This window comes from Paenibacillus glycinis, assembly GCF_009909185.1.
Classification (GTDB): Bacteria; Bacillota; Bacilli; order Paenibacillales; family Paenibacillaceae; genus Paenibacillus_Z; species Paenibacillus_Z glycinis.
Genome location: NZ_JAAAMV010000031.1, coordinates 89,657 through 107,715, shown reverse-complemented (window position 1 = coordinate 107,715; position 18,059 = coordinate 89,657). Strand labels below are relative to the sequence as shown.

The following is an 18,059-nucleotide window of genomic DNA, read 5'->3' as shown; positions in this document are numbered from 1 at the left end:
TCCCCTCCAAGTGGCACTCAAAACTTCATGTTAACACGAGGTTTTTTTGAGTGTCTACTTGAAGGGGATAATACCAATATCGCGGCTTTTGTTTTGTTTGGATTCGGTAAAGCCGCGTCTCATGTTGCCGGCAGCATCCGCAAAAAAGCTGCTACGCATGCAGCGAGACACGAATGCTCCGCTCGAGCGGGGTCTCCCCGTCCCGCGGGCCGAGGTCCAGCCTCGGCTTCTGCTTCAATGGCGACGTGCGGTTGCACATGAACCGGACCTTGCCGCTGTGATTCGGCGAGGCGGCATGAACCAGGAACGGATGGCACAAGATCACGTCGCCGGCCTCCCCGGTCGCTTCGGCTACCCGCAGCTTCGTTCCGTCCTCGTCCGTATAGGAGCGATCCATGAAGGCGGCGATCCGCTCTTGCGCATCCAGCGGCCCGCCGGTCCTTCCCGCCAGCTCGGAGAAATACCGGTGCCCGGCGAAAAATTCGCGGATGCCGTCTCCCAGCTCGACCCCCTCCGGATACCGGGCCAGGAAACGCGCTACCGGACGGTGCGAGCCCTCGACGACGAGCGTCCCGCCGCCGCGGGGACCGACGTCCGAGAAGAGGCATAAGCACAGAAGCCCTTGATCGGGCGCATCGACGTAATGGCGGAAATGGATGCCGTCCCAATGCCAGCCGCTCGTCGGCACGGTCCAAGGCGCTTCGCTGCCCATGGCGAAATTGACGGGCCACCACCCCCACCCCGGCAGCAGTCCGGGATCGGTCTCCCCGGCGACAAAACGATGGACGGTGCGACCCTCGCCCGTCAAATCCTCGACGGCATCGGCAAAGCGTTCGGTATTGCAGCCGTCGAACGACGCATGCCGGTAATTTTCCCGCAAATTGACCATCGGCTCCCGCCACGTCGACGGATCTCCGCGCAGGATGCCTTCCTTCTCCTCCAGCTTGTTCCACAGAAAAGACTGCGCCTCCAGCGCCAGTTCCCTCGGAAACGCGCCTTGAATACGCACATACCCTTGGTCCGTAAACTGTTCGATCTGTTCGGAAGTCAATACCCGCAAGTCCATGCTTCTGTCATCTCCCTGTATGAAATGAGGCGGCGTTCGCGCCGAATACCGCTTGCCGAATGCCGTTTGCCAGATGCCGCTCCGGCTACTCCTTGACGCTGCCGAGCTGCAAGCCGTGCACGAAGTACTTCTGCAGAAACGGATAGACGACGAGAATCGGCAGCGACGCCGCGATCGTGACGGACGCCCGGATCGACATCGGGGTCACCAGGTTGCGCGCGGCTCCCGGGTCCGCGCCGTTCGCCACGGCCGCGCTGCTGTTCGAGTTCATCGACGAGGACAGCAGCTTCATCAGCTCGTATTGGAGCGTGCTCAGGTTCTGCTTCGACGAGGCGAACAGAAACGTATCGAACCACGAGTTCCACTGCCCGACCGCGACGAACAGCGCCACGGTGGCGAGCACCGGCTGGCACAGCGGCAGGATGATCGAGACGTAGGTCCGAAAGTCGCCCGCGCCGTCTACCTTGGCCGACTCGATCAGCCCTTCCGGAAGCGTCTGCATATACGTGCGGATGACGATCATATTGAACGCGCTGATCAGTCCCGGCACGATGTAGACCAAGAAGTGGTTCAGCAGATGCAAGTCCTTGATCAGAAAATAATACGGGATAAGCCCCGCGTTGAAGTACATCGTGAGCACGATGATAATCGTTACCGGCTTGCGGAATACGTACTCCTTCCGGCTGACCGTATAGGCCAGCATGGACGTCAGCAGCAAGCTCAGCACCGTCGACAGCACCGTGCGCGCCACCGATATCCAGAAGGCGTGAAAGATCGTGCCGCCGGCGAAGATCGCCCTGTAGTTCTGCTCCGTCCAGACCCGCGGCCACAGGTAGATGCCGCCGCGGAGCGTGTCGTTGCCGGCGTTGAACGAGACGGCCAGCGTATTCAGGAACGGGTACAGCGTAATGACGGCCAGCGCCAGCATGGCAATGGCATTGCACGTGTGGAAGACAACCGGCTCCAGCCGCAGCGTTCTTGTTCTCATCGCATTGTCCTCCTCATAGCAGTCTGTCTTCGCCGAAACGTTTGGCGATCGTGTTGGCGGCGAAGATAAGGGTGATGCTGACGACCGTCTTGAATATGCCCGCGGCGGTCGCGAGCGAGTAGTTGCCGATCTGCAGGCCGTACTTCAGCACGAAGATATCGATCGTCTGGGACCAGTCGACGACGACGCCGTTGCCGAGCAGGTACTGCACTTCGAAGCCCGCTTCGAGAATCCAACCGATATTCATGATCAGCAAAATAATGACGATCGATTTGATGCCCGGCAACGTCACGTACAGCATCTTCTGGTACCGGTTCGCCCCGTCGATCTCCGCCGCCTCGTACAGCGACGGATCGATCGACGTAATGGCGGCCAGATAGATGATCGCGTTCCAGCCCACTTCTTTCCAGACATGGGAAGCGCCGACGATGCCCCAGAAATAATGCGGCTCGCTGAGCCACATGATCGGCTCGTTTATGAAGCCGAGTTTCATGAGCAGCACGTTGACGATGCCGCCGTCGACGGACAGCGAGTTCGCGACGATGCCCGTCACGATGATCCAGGACAAGAAATGCGGCAGATAGGAGATCGTCTGGATCGTGCGCTTATACAGCTTGTTCTTGATCTCGTTCAGCAAGATCGCGAACACGATGGCAGTCACGAAGCCGAGCACCATGTTGATGAAGCTCATGGCAATCGTGTTGCGCAGCACGAGCAGGAACGCATCGTCGCTGAACAGGAACCGGAACTGCTTGAGCCCGACCCATTCCTGCTCGGCAAAATCGCGCGCCGGCTTGTAGTTCTGGAACGCCATCGTCCATCCCCAGATGGGATAATAGGCAAACAGCACGACGTAAGCCAGTATGGGCAGCGACATGAGCATCAGCTGCTTCTGCCCGCGCATCCGTTTGAATACGGATGGCTGCGGAACGGTCGCGGTCGCGGCGGCGGCCGTTTTCGGGGGTTTCGCTTTCTCGATGCTCGCCATCGTTCTCTCTCCTCCTATCCTCGTATCGCGGCAGCCCTCAACGCAGGCGGCGGAAAGCATGCGGCGGTTCGCCGATGCTTTCCGCCGTTCTTCGCTTCAGGCTCGTTTATTGCGCCGCCCAGTTCTGGATGCGCCATTGAAGCTGCTCGTTGATGCGGTCTTCGTAGGCTTTCACGTTGATTTTCTTGTAGGCGTTGACGTAATCGTTCCATACCGCGTCGAACTGATCCGTCTTGGACATGATCGCTTTCGGCAGGAATTTGAGCGAGGCGTCGCTCATCTGCTTGTTCGCGACCGATGCGTCCGAGCCATCGATCAGATCGACTTGCCACGCCGGATAATACACCGGGTTCTCCGGCGCAGGCGTGAAGAAGTCCGTCCACGTCTTGTGCCCGTACGCCGTCAGCAGCTCCTTATCCTGCGGCTTGAGGGAATCGAAGAACTCCTGCGGCTGCGTGCCCGCCGACGTCGCATTGCCGTCGCTGTAGCTGCCTTCCATCTTCGGAGCCGCGCCGTAGAACGCTTCCGCCCGGTTGGCCAGCTTCCAGGTCGGATCCTCCTGCTGCTTGCGCTGTTCCGGCGTACGGTAAAACTTGCCGTCGGTGCCGACCATGTAATCGACGCCTTCTTCGCCCCACGACAGCAGCTTTTGGTATTTCTCGTCCATGAGCGCGTCGAGGAACTTGATGATGCGTACGGGATCCTTGGCGTCCTTGCTGATGCCGAATCCGTTGTTCAAGTTAATGACCGGGCGATCAAGATAGTAGTCCTTGATGCTGGTATCGTAGACGAGCGGGAAGCCGACGTAGGTTTGGCCGATCTTGCCCTGGGAGACGAGCGTGTCTTCGCCCTGCTGGAAGTTCCAGTGCTGGTCGAACATGCCGAGCACGCGGCCGGTGGAAATCTTCGCCAAGTACTGGTCGTAGTTCTGCACGAAGGCTTCTTTGTCCATCAAGCCGTCGTTATACAGGCCGTTCAGCGCCTTGTAATACGTCTTCGCGCTGTCCTTGTCCGCGAAGACCGACGCGACCCCGTTGTCCACGACGACGCCGCCGTCGTTCGGATGGCCGGTCAGATGTTCCGGCGCGTTCAGCAGCGGGAACGTCCGCCAGTCGTAGGCGAGCGTCGTGAAGCCGATCGTCGGCTGCCCGTCGATCGTCGGATGCTTCGCCGCGTAGTCGCGGATCAGCTTCGTGAAATCGTCGAGCGTCTTCGGCGTCGGATAGCCCGCTTCCTTCAGAATGTCCTTCTGAATCCAGAACGCCGGTCCGCTGTAGGCGGTCGCATGATATTCGCCGGTATAGGCGCCGTAGTTCGGCAGCCAATAAATATGGCCGTCGCTGGAATCCTTCATCCGGTTCCAGTACGCCGCGTAGTTCTTCTTCAGGTTAGGCGCGTATTGCTCGATCAGATCCTCGAGCGGAATTACCGCGCCGGACGATACCAGCTTCGGATCCGCCGTGATGAGATCCGGATAGTCGCCGCCGGCGATCATGACGCCGAGCTTCTGCTGCAGGTCGCCGACGAGAAACTCCATGTCGAGCGTAACGCCGAGTTCGTCCTTGATTTTCTTGTAAATCCGGTTATCGGCCGTCGGCGCTTGGTTCGGCGTTCCGATGAAGGCGGAGATCGTAACCGGCTTCAAGTCGGCCGAGGTTTGTTCGGCGCCTCCGTCGTTGGCGGCATTCGCGGGCTTATTCGCGTTCGCGTTCGCGGGATCCGACGCGGCCCCGTTGTTGGCGGCGTTGCCGCCTCCGTTACCGTTATTGCTGCAGCCGACGATGGCCAGGCTTAACGCGAGAACGAGCGACATCGAACCCCACAGCTTCTTGCTTGGTGAACCCCCCATATCATGCTCCCCTTCCGGTGATCGGTTTGCTTTGCTTCTTCATTATCCGCGATTGTATGCGCTTGCAAAATAATCAGATTAAAGCATCGTACCCCCTGAATTTAAGTTCCCGCCTCTCCGTTCGTCCGGATTCTCCCGACGCAGGCGAGCCTGTAATCCGCGGGCTTCATCCCGAGCCGTTTCTCGAACTGCTTGAGAAAATGCTGATACCCGCGGTACCCGACCGCTTCGGCGACGGCCCCGGCAGCCGCGTCCGTCTCCCCAAGCAGCCGCTTCGCCTCGTCAATGCGGAGATCATGCACGAAATCCAGCAAGCCCTTGCCGTATTTGCGCGAGAACGCTTGCCCCAGATAGACGGGATGGATATAGAACCGTTCCGCGATTTCCTTGATCGTGAGCGTTTCCCGGAAGTGCTGCCGCAAGTATTCGGCGACCTTCGAAGGCGTGCCGCCCGTCCGCTTGCCGTGCAGCGCGTCGACGGCGGCTTGGCATTTCAAGCAAAAGCCGCTCAATTCGCGTTCGATTTCCCGCAGCTGCCTGCCTTTGCGGCCGCTGCCGCACAGCTCCGCGCCGGTCAACAGCCCGTCGGGATCGCCGCCGAGCTCTTGATAGACCGCCAAACCGCGCATCAGCACCCGGGTCGAGAATAGCGCTACCAGCTCGGGCAGCACCATCCGCGATTCGAAGGCGCGGAACGCTGCCCGGACCGCCGCGGCAACCGAGCTCGGATCGCCGCTTTCCATCGCGTCGACGATCGCGTCCGCCGCTCCGAGCGCTTCCGGATCGAACGAGAGCCGCAGATCCCGAACGTCCGCGTAATGGACGATGGCGCCGCCGCCGAAAAAAAGAAAGCGGCCCGCCTCCGCCGCGCTGCCGTAGGACTCGGCAATGCCGCGCAGACCGTCCGCTGCGCAACCGACCGCAAGACCGATCCGGCCGTTCGTCCCGGCCCGCATCGCCTCCAGCAATCGGGCCGCGACTTCGCGGATGCCGTCTTCGTCCCGGCCGCCGCAGTCCGAGCCGAACACGAGGCCGAACGATTCCCGACCGCCGTCGACAACGTAGCAGCAGGACCGTTCGGCCGCGAACCGCTGCGCCGCCTCGCGGGCGGGACCTGCCGTTTCGGCGTCCGTCTCGACGCCGAGGTACGTCCATTCCCGCGCCCGGCCGGAAAGGCGCGATATCGCCTGCATGGCCGGCTGCCCTTCGGTTACATCGCCGCCGGCGAGCAGCGCCGACAGCGCTTGGCCGATCTCGTAACGGTCCGCGCTGTCGCGGATCATCCGATCGCGCTCCCGTCCGCGCAGTTCTCCCTGCAGCCGGACCAGCACCTCGTCCGCTTCCTCGCCCATGACCGGCTTGGTCAAGAAATGCGAGACGCCGAGGCGTATCGCGCGCCTCGCATAATCAAAATCGTCGTAGCCGCTCGCAATGACGAAGAGCGTCGTCCGATTGCCGGATCGGCGCGTCTCTTCGATCAGCTGAAGGCCGTCCAGGACCGGCATCCGAATATCGGTCACGACCAGATCCGGCGGATCGCTGCGGATGTGGCGCAACGCTTCCTCTCCGTTATCGCAGACCGCGGCGACGCGGAATCCGCGCTTCTCCCAATCGACCATCAGCTGCAGCCCTTGAATGGCGAACGGTTCGTCGTCGACGAGCAGTACCTTATACATGTTCACGCCTCCTTCTTCCATCCGTCCGCTTCCAGACGGGCGAGCGGGATATGGAAGCCCGCCTTCGTCCCCGTCGCCGGATCGCTCTCCATCACGAAACGGACGTGGCCGTCATAAAACAGCTCCAGTCTCCGGTACACGTTGCGGATGCCGACGTGGCCGTCCATCTCCTGTTCGGAACGAACGTTCTCCATCAGCTGGCGCAGCTTCCCCGCCTCCATCCCGACGCCGTTGTCGACGATCGCGATTTCCAGCGCGCGTTCCGTCAGCCTCGCCGTTACCCGAATCGTCCGGTCGCCTTTTCTCGCCTGCAGCCCGTGCTTGCACGCGTTCTCGACGAGCGGCTGAATGCTCATGCGCGGAATGCGCAGCGGGAGCGCCCGCGGATCGACGTCGAACGAATAATCGAACAGGTCGCCGAAGCGGAACTTCTCGATTTGCAGGTACATGGAAGTGAATTGAAGCTCCTCCTGGAGCGGCACGAGGCCGTCGGCGCGGCTCAGCAGCTGCCGCATGAGCAAGGACAGGTTCTTGATGATCCCGGTCACGTCGGAATACCCGTTCTTCGTGCAGACGACCAGCAGCGCGTTGAGCGTATTGAACAGGAAATGCGGGTTCATCTGGCTTTGCAGCATGGCGAGCTCCGTGCGCACCCGCTCCAGTTCCAGGCTCTTCTGCCGGATCTCCAGCTTGTAGACGTCGTTGATGAGGGACGTGATCTTCCCCGTCATGACGTTGAAGGTGCGGATCAAACCGCCGATCTCGTCGCGTCCCTCCTGCATGTCGATCGGATCGAACCGTTCGTTGCGCACCTTCTCCATATGCCGGGACAGCTTCTTCACGCGGTAGTGATAGGAACGGAAAATGATATAGATCAGCAGCGACGGGATGACGGTGCTGGTGACCGCCAGCCATAGTATCGATCGGCGCGCGTCGTCCAACAGGCTGTCGATCCGCCGGGTATCCGCGACGCCGACGAGCTTCCAGCCCTTTATGTAGCTGAAATCCCCGATCGATCGTTCCATGACGTAGCCGGGCTTCGCGTTCGCGACGGCCGCGTCGGCAGCGATCGGTTCTTGCCGCGGATCGTCGCCGATGCCGGACGCGACGATCCGGTTCCGGTCGTCCATGAGCCGAAGCTGCAGGCTGTCGAGCTCGCGGTTCAAGATGCCGTTGATTTTGTCCACGTTCAGATCGATCCGCAAATATTTGCCGTACCGGGACAGCGATGCGTACGTGTCCAGCTTGCTGACGACGCTGATCCGCTTGCCCGGATTCAAGCCGTCGCTCTCGTAGTAGGAGACGACCGTCGTCTTGCTGTGGGATTGCCGCAGCCGATCGAGCCACGGGAGATCGCGGGAGGCATTGCCGATCACATGGTAATTCGCCCCGGTCTGAATCGTCGGGTTATCGGTATAGATCCGTATCTCGACGATATTCGGATAGGACGACATGTAGCGCTTCAGCTTATCCCGCAGAAAGCCGTCGTACACGCCGTAATAATCGAGCGGACTTTCGTAGGTGCGGTCGAGCGCCTCGTAGACCGAATCGTCGCTCGCGATCGAATGGCTGAGCGCGACGCTTTCGTCGATCATGTCCAGCAGCTCGCCGGATGCGCGTTCGATCGATTTGCGCAGGTTATCCTGCTCGCGAGCGCGGATATGATCCGAATTTTGCTTGAAGAAGAAAAGGTTGATCGTCATGATCGGAAGCAGCACGCAGAGCAAGTAAATGAGGATAAACTTGTAATTCAGGGGGATATCGTTGACTTTATGGAAAAACGGCCTACCGGTCCGCATATCCTTCACCCTTACGCTTGTTTTTGTAGGCAGACGGCAACTCTCCTGTAAGCGCTTTAAATTTGTCGGTAAAATAATCCGTGTCGTGATAGCCGAGCGTTCTGGCGATCGCGGACACCTTCAGGTCCGTCCGGCGCAGCAGCTTCCTGGCCTCGTCGATCCGCAGCCGATGCACGTACTCGTTGAAGCAGCAACCCGTCTCCCGCTTGAATTGCTGACCGAAATAGACCGGGCTGAGGCCGAACCGTTCCGCGAGCGCCTGCAGCTGGATTTTATCGCGGACATGCGCTCGCAGGTACGCGATCGCTTCCGCTACCGCACGGCTGCGCGCCGGGGCCGATTTCCGTTCGGCCAGCAGGCTCGCCGCGCGAAGGCACAGCGCTTCGATCGTCTCGCGGCTCCATTCGGCCGCGTCGGGACGGCTCTCCCGCAGCAGCCGACGCGTCCATTCGCTGCCGGCGGCGGGGTCGGCCTCGAGCGCCGCGAAGCGGCGAAGCAGCTCGCCGCGAATATGACTGGCGGCGAATGCCGTCCATTCGCCGGTCTCGTCGCCGCTCGCGAGCAGGCCGAGCAGCGAGGCGACCGACCGGCGCACGGCCGTCTCGTCGCCCGCTTCGATCGCGCTCACCAGCTGCTCGGCCCGCGCCGCGACGTCCTGCGGCCGGCATTCCTCGGGAAGCGTCCGCGCGCCGCGGAACAAGTGCACGCCCGCCCGCCGCCCGAACATGGCACGGCGGCGCAACTCCCGCGCCTGTCCGAGCAGTTCGGGCAAGGAATCCAGTCCGCATGCGGTTCCGCTGCAGTACAAGGCCAAACCGTGAAGCGGCCAAGACTGCCGCGTCGCCGCCTCCTCCAGGCGCGCTTCGAATTCCCCGCCGTCCTCCGCTTCGTCCAGCACGAGCAGGCCCGCCTGGCCCGGCGTTTCCTCGAACGCGAAGGCCCGCAGTCCTTGGCGGAATCCGGCTTCCATAAGCGATCCCAGCCGGGAATCCAAGGCTTCGCCGCCAGCCCGGCCAAGGGTCGATTCGGCCAGCAGCAAGCGGCAGCGGGATTGCCTATCCGTCCCGAGCAGACGATTCGCGTAGGCGACCGCCGCCGCTCCCCCTTGCTTCAGGACGCCGACGATCGCGGCGGCGGCGGCGGCAAGCTCTTCCCTGCCGGCGGACGCCTCCGCCAAGCGCCGTTCCTCGAGCGGACCCGCCAGCTCGAGCAGCACGCGATGGATCTCCTCCGCGACCAGCGGCTTGAGCACGTAACGGTCCACTTGATAGCGGAGCGCCTCCTGGGCGTAGCCGAACTCCGAATAGCCGCTCACGATAACCGTCTTGGCGCTGACGCCCAGCTCTTCCTTCATGGCGCGAATCAGGCCGAGGCCGTCGAGCACGGGCATCCGGATGTCGGTCACCACGAGATCGGGCGAGCTGGCCTTGATCGAGGCGATCGCTTCCTCGCCGTCCGTCGCCGTGCCGCATAATTCGTATCCGCAGCCGTGCCAGTCGACCATCGTTTTCCAGCCTTCGATCATAAACGGTTCGTCGTCCACGACGAGCACCTTAAACATCGGCTTCACCGCCACGCAGTTTTTACGTCTAGTATGGCATTTGCGGGAATTAGCGACAATGGACGAAACTACGATCTCTTGCTCTTTTCTACAGTCATTATGGAAGCGCTTTTAATGGAATCCAAGACAAATATTCGACGATCGCGAACGACCGCCGAACCCGTCGCTTCTACTCGGCGGCGGCGCTCGTCCGGTATTCCCCCGGACTGACGCCAACGACCGCTTTGAACAAGCGGCTGAAGTACGCTTGATCGCCGTAGCCGACCTGCTTGCCGATCTGATAGATTTTCAGGTTCGTGTCCTTCAGAAGCGTCTTCGCGCGTTCGACGCGGAAGCGCGACAAATGCCAGGTGAACGCATGGCCGGTCTCGCTCGTGAACAGGGCGCTCAAATAATTCGGCGTCAGCTCCAGCTTCCGGGCCAGCATGCCGAGCGTCAATTCGGGATTGGCGTAATCGGATTCGATCATCAGCAGCGCGAGCCGAATGATGCGGCTGATGAAATCGAAATCGCGTCTCGGTGCGGGATAGAGCTCGTTCATGCCCAAGCTGCTCAGGCTTTGCTTGTACAAGCCGCCTAGCTCGCCGAGCGCCGCGGCGATGCCGCCGATGCCGAGACGGATGGCCACGTTCAGGTTCTTCTCGAGCAGCGACTTGATTCTCGTCGCGTATTCCTCGACCGGCGGAACGGTGAAGCGGTCGGAGAACAGCACCGCGGTCATCAGCTGCTCGCCGACGATGACGACGGCGCTGCCGTGCTCGGACAGCGCATCCTCCAGCAGCACTTTCGCCCAGAACCGCTCCGGCTTCGTCCAGAAGCCGCGGTCCGGAATCATGACCGAGAACAGGCCGACCCAGCGAAACGGCGGAACGAGCGTCTCTTGGGCCGTCATGCCCGCATGCGGAAGGGCGCCGAACAGATCCTGCACCTTCTTCTCCAGCGCGTGCCGCTCCCGCAGCCGCCGGACGGCATCGCTCTGCTCCTCGGACCGCGCCCCGTAAGCCCCCTCGCGCCCCGACCCGCCGGCTTCGGCGGCCGCGGCGTAATCGCCGAGCGCGAGCAGCAAATTGAGCGCCGCCGCGCGTACGGCGAACCCGGCATCCGGCGCGCGCTCCTGTTCCAAGTCCGACAACGAGGCCATGCGGTCGAAGAACGGCCGCAGCCTGCGCGTCAGCTCCGATTCCGCGGGGAAGACCGCGCTGCCCAGCTTGGCGATCAGCCCATGGTATACGGCGTCGTCGACATCCAGGTGTAGGCAGAAATACGTCATGGCCGACGATCGCCCGATCCTGCAGCGGTGGACGACGCCGGGCGGTATCAGCAGCAGGTCGCCCTCGTTCAGTTCGTGCTCGGTCTCTTCGAGCGTCATGACCTGTCGGCCCTCCAGCACGATGTTCAGCTCGAACAAAGGATGGTCGTGGTCGGGATACGACCATCCCTCGCGCGCTTGTCGCCAATGCGCGCCGTATAGCTGGAACGAAAACCTGTAGTCCGGCAGCGCGAATTGCCTCAGGCTGTGTTCCCTTCCCGCTCCTGCATCCGATATCCATGACATGCTGCGCTTCGCCCCCGCTCTCGCTATTCTCTAAGGCGATTATACCATGCGCGCCGCAAACGTTGGACCGGCTCTGGACGCCCGGCGCTAGTTCTTTCCTTCGCGATCCTCGAAGTAACGGACCGGCCGAATCTCGATGCCCCAGCCGAACTGCTCGGCTGCCGCCGATTGCGCGGCCGGATGCAGGGAAGCGACCCGAATCGCGTCTTCCAAGTCCCGCGCCTCGATCAGGAACGCGCTGCCGATCAGCTCCTTCGTCTCGATGAAGGGGCCGTCGGTCACGTTCACCTTGCCGTTCGACCGGCGCAAGCTCGCGGACGCCTGGTCGAGGCCGGCGTCGACGAGCACTTGGCCGCTCGCGTAGAATGCCTCGAGATGAGGCTGACAGCCGCGCATGACGGCTTCGATCTCTTCCTTCGGGCGGGCATCCATTTTCTCCGGATCGAGGTAACCCAAGCATAAAAATTTCATCTTCATTCTCCTTTTCGTAGTCAGATGACGGCTTGCATGCCAGACATGGCGGCTGGTCCCTTCGCCGGCTAGCGCGCGTGCCTCTATTAGGACGACGAACGGCAGCCCGCGAGATCGACATCGACGCGGCGCAAGTATCACGGATAATTCATAAATCTCTCATTGACCGCTACCTTATCCAGTTGCTAAAAGTTCTCCCAAGAGCCGAGTCGGACTCTATGGCAGCCGTTTCATCTATTATAATGGAGCTTTCACGATAATCTACCCGTCTATCGACTCTCCGATGCCACAACGGCGAAAGAGCGATGCCGCTAGACCTCTTTGTCCCGCCGAGGAGCGGCAAAAACCGTGCGGCGCGAACGGCCGCACGGTCCCAATGGATCGCAATATTGCACGAATCGCTGTACTCCCGGCAAATTGCGGCTCCTTGTGCGCGGTCACGCCCGCAAAGTCGCTCTGCGTCAGGCTGCTCGCACTGAAGTCGATGTAGATCTCCTCAACTACCGTTTCCCCGAAAATCGATTCCGATCGGTTAATCCGCCGCCGCGAGGAAGTTGTCGAACACGGCCGTTTGGTCGTACGTTCGCAATCCGACGTACCCGTTCGTCAGGCTGGCGTCTGCGACGCCGATCTTCCGTATGCCGTTGACGTACCCGACGAGCGAGCTGCCGCGCAGCTCAAGCCGCAGCACGTACCAGGTTCCGGGACTCGCGGGCAGATCGGCCTCGCCGAGCTTCAGCCAGTTGCCGCCGACTTTTCGGTAGAGCTGGACCTTGTTCTGGCTGTAGTTGATGCGCAGCGTGTAGAAGCTGGAGAAATCGGCGCTCGCCCGCGCGATCAAGCCGGACGAAGACTCGGCCGCGCCAGCGCCGTACGCTTTGACCGCGGCCGTCACGGCGACGTCGGCGTAGGTAGCCGCCGCTCTCGTCTCCGCGATGCCCGGCGCGGATTGCTTCAGCACCTTCGAGATGTCGTCCGCGACGGACCAGGCGCCGCCGAGCGCCGTCCATTCGGCGGTGACGGCGCCGCCTTGGAAGAAATCGCCGTAGCCGACCGGCTCGAGCATCACCGCGTCGGCTCGCGAGGCGTTGCCGGAGCCGGCAATGGAACCCGCGGTGAGCCTGACGTACTGATCCCCGCCCGCCGCGAAATACGCCGTGTCGATCAAGCGCCATTCGCCCGCGATCGTCGTCTGGTCGACCGCCGGTATCGCATCGGTCGCCCCGTTATGGTAGACCGTGTACGCGACGCTCTTGGACGAGGTTTGATGATACGGATACCGGACATAGACGCGGTAGTAGCCTGGATCGTCGATGCCCAGCATCCATTTCGCCGTGCTTCCGCCCGCGCTGCTGTAGCGGGAACCCCCGGCGTGGCTGCCCGGCAGCTCGCTGCCGCCCCAAGTGCCCGACTCCGAATAGCCGGCGTCGCCGTTATCGACGACGATCGCCGTACTCGGCATGATCGGGCCGATCGTGTTCGAGTACGGCGAATAGGCGCCATCGGGACCGATCGCCCGAATCCTGTAATAATAGCCCGTTCCCGCCGCCGCATCCGCATCGTCCGCGGCCGGCACGGGAAAGTTGTAATAGTCCGGCGCGGTGACGTCGTCCGTTACGCCTGCGGCGATGACGCTCCACGGGCCTGCCGGGGACGCCGCGCGTTCGACGTCGTAGGCGCCAGCGGTCGAGACGCCCAGCCAGGAGAGCGCGCGCACGGAATCGGACGGGAACAGCACGGGCGCCGGCGGCGCTGGCCACGGCGGAACCGTCAACCCTTTGATCGAATACGCGTAGCCGCGCAGCTGCTCGAAGATCGGCGCTTCGTTCGCCCAGCCGCCGCTCGGGAGGCCGGGATAGCGCAAGTAGGACCAGTCGCCGACCGGCGGCCAATGCCAGCCGCCCAACCGGTGGTGGGACATGCTGCCCCAGATCATCGCGCCGGCCGTCCCGTTGCTCTGGACGGCGCTCAGCAATTGTTCGTTCACGGCAGGCGGGAAATCGCCGAATTCGCCGAGAACGAGCGGCTTCTTGCCGCGCGTCGCCGCCCGCCACTCGTTCAGCTTGGCAATCGGATCCGGATAATTGTGGTATAGATAGATATGCGGATCAATAAAATCGATATTAGGGTCGTTCACCGCGTTGACCCGGATTCCCTGCGCCCGCACGTAGCCGCCGTCGCCTACGAGATGGTTGGCGTCGAGACTTTTGATATAGGCGGCCATCTCGCTGGACCAGCCGTCCGTGGATCGCAGCTCGTTGCCGAGCTGCCAAGCCATAATCGCTTTATCGTCCTTGTACGCGACGTTCGTATACGTATTGACCCGATTCACCACGAACCCGATGAAGTCCTTGAAATCCTGCCTGATTACCGGATCGCTCCAAAAGGCGTCGGCGCTCTTGCCGCGGAAGGCCGCCCAATCGGCCGTTCCGCCGACGTACGTATAGCTGTCCACGAAAGGAATGATCAACCGGACGTTGTACGCGTTGGCCAGCTGCAGGATCCTGTCGAGAAGCCGGAAGGCGTTCTCGTTGAACATCCCTGGCCCCATGACGTGCCGGTACGTGCCCGGGAGGTCGCCGGCCATCTTCACCTCGAACGGGTACAAGCGGATCGCGTCGATGCCCGAGCGGCTAGCCGCCCGAATCTCGTCCTCGATCTCGGCCGGATCCGCCCACGCACGCCCCAGGAACGGCGCGTTGGTGCCGATGAACCGATATTCGGACGAGCCGTCCATCAGCTTATCGCCGCTTCGCGTTATATAATTCGCGGCATCCCCCCGAACTTGGTCCGGGTTACCCGCCAACAGCCAGACGGCGAACAGGATAACGAAAAAAACGCAGGCTTTGTTTCGACGCTTTATTCATGTGCATACCCCTCCATTCGCGAGCGCATCGCTCGATGCGCATGATGACTTCCCCCGACGTATTTTCCGATGCTTATTCAACCCCCTCGGACGGATTCTAGTTCCCGGAGCCTATAGCCCCGTTCAATGTATACGCTTTCAATGTATTTTCATGCGAAACGGCAACAAAAAAAACCGCGAACGCTGCTGCATCGCGATAATTGCCGATGCGACAGCGGTCCACGGTTCCCGGATTGCGGGAAAACATGCTCGGAGGGAAGCGTTACTGATGCTTCATTTTATCGAGGGTTTCCAAATAAAACACCTGGAGGAATTTCTTGATGTTGACCTTGCGCTTCGCCTGCGGGCGCTTCTCGTCGATCTCCCGCATCTTGAGGCGCACGTCCTCGAAGTCGAAATAAAGCGGGGCGTAATACTCGAATTTCGGATGGCCGTAGTCCGTGAGCCCGATGCTCGCCAAATTGGACAATGCGGCGATGACGGTCCGCCGGATGCGCTGCTCGACCGCCTTCCCTTCTTTCTCGACGTCGCCGCAATCCGGCTTGGCAGCCCGCGCGCCGGCCTCGTACAATTCTTTCAGCGGCGGGAAGCCGCCTCCTTTACGGCATTGAATCAGGTGATCCATCATGCCGATGATGTCGTGGCTGCCGCTTTCGCCGACGATGCCCATGTCCATCAGCATCATGCGCATGATTTCCTTGGCGTCCTGCTTCTTTCGAGCGGCCGTCGGCTCCGGGTTCAGATCGTCGAGCTTCGCGATCGACTGCTTGATTTCTTTCAGGTAGCGGGCCATTTTCCACTGCTCGCTGACTTTGCCGAGCACCGCTTTGACCTCCACGCGGTTGATCGGCTTCTGGATATAGAACTCGATGCCCGCTTGGTACGCCTTGCTGATCATGTCCTTATTCTCGATCTGGGAGATCATGACGTACTTGCCCTCGTAGCCTTCCTGCTTCAGCCGCGCGATCGTTTCGATCCCGTCCTGGTCCGGCATCAACAGATCGATCAGCACGACGTCCGGGTTCTCGTCCAGGATGAGCCGCTTGCCTTCGATGCCGCCCGCCGCCATCCCCACAACCTCGCCGACGCCGCCCTTCTCGATGATCGTCTGCAGCATCCGCCTGCTTACCGCATCGTCGTCGACAATGCAAAACGACAGCATGGCGCCTACACCTCCTTCTTCAGCTTCGCGGTCGGAAAAGCCGCGACGAACGTGGTCTCCGCCGCCTCGCCCGGTTCGAGCAGGAGAAACCTGCCCTCGAAGGAACCGACGATATCGCGGACATGCGAGAGACCGATGCCCGTGGCCGCGGTTCCTTCCTGATTGAATTTGGTCGTGAAGCCGGGCTCGAACACCATATCCTTGTCCTGCTCGGCAATGCCCGTCCCGGTATCGGCGACGACGAATTCGGTCTCTCCCCCGCGTTCGCGCACCCGTATGCGTATGCTCCCGCGATGCTCGATCGCTTCGGCCGAGTTGGCCACCAGGTTGTTCAGCACGGTGATCAGCGGTATGTAGTGGCAGGTTGCGTAATCGATGCCGACGTCCTTCTCCAGCCGCACGTCTTTGTTCAGCATCCGGCCGTATTCGCCGTTCGACTTCGCCACCAGCTCCACGATCTCCGCAAGCGTCATTTCCGGCGCGCTTTCCAGGTCGACCAGCTTCACCAGCCCCGCGAGGATGCGCTGCGAATCCTTCTTCACCTCGTGAATCTGCTGGGTGATCTCCAGTACGGACCGGCCGTGGCCGGGCAGCCCTTCTTCGATCAATCGGCCGTACAGGTCGTGACTCTTCGCGGTAATCCGTTCGATGGCGTCCATCGATTTGCGCAAATAGAACACTTCGCCGTAGAGCCCGCTGCCGACGTTGATCATTTGTTCCATCCGTTTGTGCTGCTCGGCATGGACGCTGCGCATCTGGCTCACCGCGATGCTGCTGTAGATGCCGGTGGTGAAATAGCTGCGCACCGCGGCGATCACCGAGATCAGGATCCATTGGCCGGACTGAAAGTAAGGCAATCCGAAGGCCATGCTGCGCGACAGCAGTTCGGCGCCGTTGGACGCGACGTCGATCACGGAGACGCAGGCGCCGAGCACCAGCGGGTTCAATTGGTGCAAGCGGCGATGGATCGACGCCATGCCCGTCCCGAAGACGACGTAGTACAGCATGGCGGAGAAGTGCGTCCGGGCGCTGTCGAGCAGCGAGAAGGCATCGGCCGACGCGGCGCCGTCGGAAGTGATCCGGAACAACAGCACCGTCGCGCCGACGGCGATCCCCGTTTTGAAATAAGGCAGATGGCTCATCAGGAGCAGCAGGAACAGGAAGGCGCTGCTGCCGAGCCCGATGCGAAAGACCTCGCCGATGAACGGATTGATCTTGAACTCGCCCGCGACCGCGACGACGACGGCCACGACGGTGATTTGCATGCTTTCGGATTTCAACCAATTCTGCATGGCGATCGCGATGCCCCCTGACTGCCTGCCGCCGGGGCGCGAAGCGGACGGTCGTGAAGGCGGCCATGTACGGGCCGCGCCTCTTCAGATCCGTTTGTTTTCCAGCCGCTTGGCCGCAAGCGACAGCGCGTAATTAACGGCGAAATACAAGACGGCGACGATGGCGAGAATCGGAATCGTATAATCGTAGCTTTGCGCGATGACGATCTTGGCGTTATGCATGAGCTCCGGCAGCGAGATGACGATGGCGAGGGACGTGTCCTTGAGCAGGGAGATGAACTGGCTCACCATGGGCGGCACCATCCGCCTCAGCCCCTGCGGCAGCACGATATGCCAGACGGCCTGCAGGTAGGACAGCCCCGATGAACGGGCGGCCTCGACCTGGCCCTTCGGGATGGAGCTTAAGCCGCTGCGCACGATTTCGGAGATCATGGCGGCCTCGAACACCGCCAGGCCCACGATGGCCGAGCTCATGACGCCAAGCTTGACGCCGATATCCGGCATGGCGAAGTAAGTGAAGAACAGGATCAGCAGAAGCGGCAGATTGCGGATGAGCTCGACGAGCACGCCGAGGATTCGGGATACGACCGGGATTCGCATGTAACGCAGCGTACCGGCGATGCTGCCCAGCACGAAGCTCAGCGCGATCGCGACGAAGGCGACCCATAGCGTAATGCCGAAGCCTTTAAGAATGAAGATAAGATTATGGTATGAGAATGCGCCTGCAATGTCCATCCAACGACCCTCCTAAAAGTGATATGCGCGCCTGGCGTCTCGCAGAATGCC

At 61.4% G+C, this 18,059-nt stretch carries 13 protein-coding genes; all 13 read right to left on the bottom strand.

Annotation, left to right across the window (positions count from 1 at the left end):
• Window positions 1-151: 151 nt before the first annotated feature.
• A complete protein-coding gene (locus GT019_RS28460; RefSeq protein WP_161746835.1) occupies window positions 152-1,066 on the bottom strand; it encodes a phytanoyl-CoA dioxygenase family protein in 915 nt (304 codons plus the stop codon).
• Between the two features lie 85 nt (window positions 1,067-1,151).
• A complete protein-coding gene (locus GT019_RS28455; RefSeq protein ID WP_161746834.1) occupies window positions 1,152-2,054 on the bottom strand; it encodes a carbohydrate ABC transporter permease in 903 nt (300 codons plus the stop codon).
• Window positions 2,055-2,067: 13 nt separating this feature from the next.
• On the bottom strand, window positions 2,068-3,042 hold the full coding sequence (locus GT019_RS28450; RefSeq protein ID WP_161746833.1) for an ABC transporter permease: 975 nt from the start codon (window positions 3,040-3,042) through the stop codon (window positions 2,068-2,070).
• Window positions 3,043-3,148: 106 nt separating this feature from the next.
• Window positions 3,149-4,891, bottom strand: a complete 1,743-nt coding sequence (locus GT019_RS28445; RefSeq protein WP_161746832.1) for an ABC transporter substrate-binding protein — start codon at window positions 4,889-4,891, stop codon at window positions 3,149-3,151.
• Between the two features lie 101 nt (window positions 4,892-4,992).
• On the bottom strand, window positions 4,993-6,567 hold the full coding sequence (locus GT019_RS28440; RefSeq protein ID WP_161746831.1) for a response regulator: 1,575 nt from the start codon (window positions 6,565-6,567) through the stop codon (window positions 4,993-4,995).
• A gap of 2 nt (window positions 6,568-6,569) precedes the next feature.
• Window positions 6,570-8,366 carry a sensor histidine kinase gene (locus GT019_RS28435; protein WP_161746830.1) on the bottom strand — a complete coding sequence of 599 codons (1,797 nt, stop codon included), beginning with the start codon at window positions 8,364-8,366 and terminating at the stop codon, window positions 6,570-6,572.
• Window positions 8,353-9,927: a helix-turn-helix domain-containing protein gene (locus GT019_RS28430; protein ID WP_161746829.1), complete on the bottom strand. Its 1,575-nt coding sequence runs from the start codon at window positions 9,925-9,927 to the stop codon at window positions 8,353-8,355. Before GT019_RS28430 ends, GT019_RS28435 begins: the two co-directional genes overlap by 14 nt.
• Window positions 9,928-10,096: 169 nt before the next feature.
• On the bottom strand, window positions 10,097-11,482 hold the full coding sequence (locus GT019_RS28425; RefSeq protein WP_161746828.1) for an AraC family ligand binding domain-containing protein: 1,386 nt from the start codon (window positions 11,480-11,482) through the stop codon (window positions 10,097-10,099).
• Window positions 11,483-11,569: 87 nt separating this feature from the next.
• The gene (locus GT019_RS28420; RefSeq protein WP_161746827.1) at window positions 11,570-11,953 is read right to left on the bottom strand and encodes a YciI family protein; all 384 of its coding nucleotides are present in this window, start codon (window positions 11,951-11,953) and stop codon (window positions 11,570-11,572) included.
• Between the two features lie 532 nt (window positions 11,954-12,485).
• Window positions 12,486-14,690 (bottom strand): golvesin C-terminal-like domain-containing protein, encoded by a 2,205-nt coding sequence (locus tag GT019_RS28415; protein ID WP_235949569.1) that lies wholly within the window; start codon window positions 14,688-14,690, stop codon window positions 12,486-12,488.
• Window positions 14,691-15,081: 391 nt separating this feature from the next.
• Window positions 15,082-15,981, bottom strand: coding sequence for a response regulator (locus GT019_RS28410; RefSeq protein ID WP_161746826.1), 900 nt, complete (start codon window positions 15,979-15,981; stop codon window positions 15,082-15,084).
• Between the two features lie 5 nt (window positions 15,982-15,986).
• Window positions 15,987-17,273, bottom strand: coding sequence for a sensor histidine kinase (locus GT019_RS28405; protein WP_161746825.1), 1,287 nt, complete (start codon window positions 17,271-17,273; stop codon window positions 15,987-15,989).
• Between the two features lie 84 nt (window positions 17,274-17,357).
• On the bottom strand, window positions 17,358-18,008 hold the full coding sequence (locus tag GT019_RS28400) for an amino acid ABC transporter permease (RefSeq protein WP_161746824.1): 651 nt from the start codon (window positions 18,006-18,008) through the stop codon (window positions 17,358-17,360).
• Window positions 18,009-18,059 lie beyond the last annotated feature (51 nt).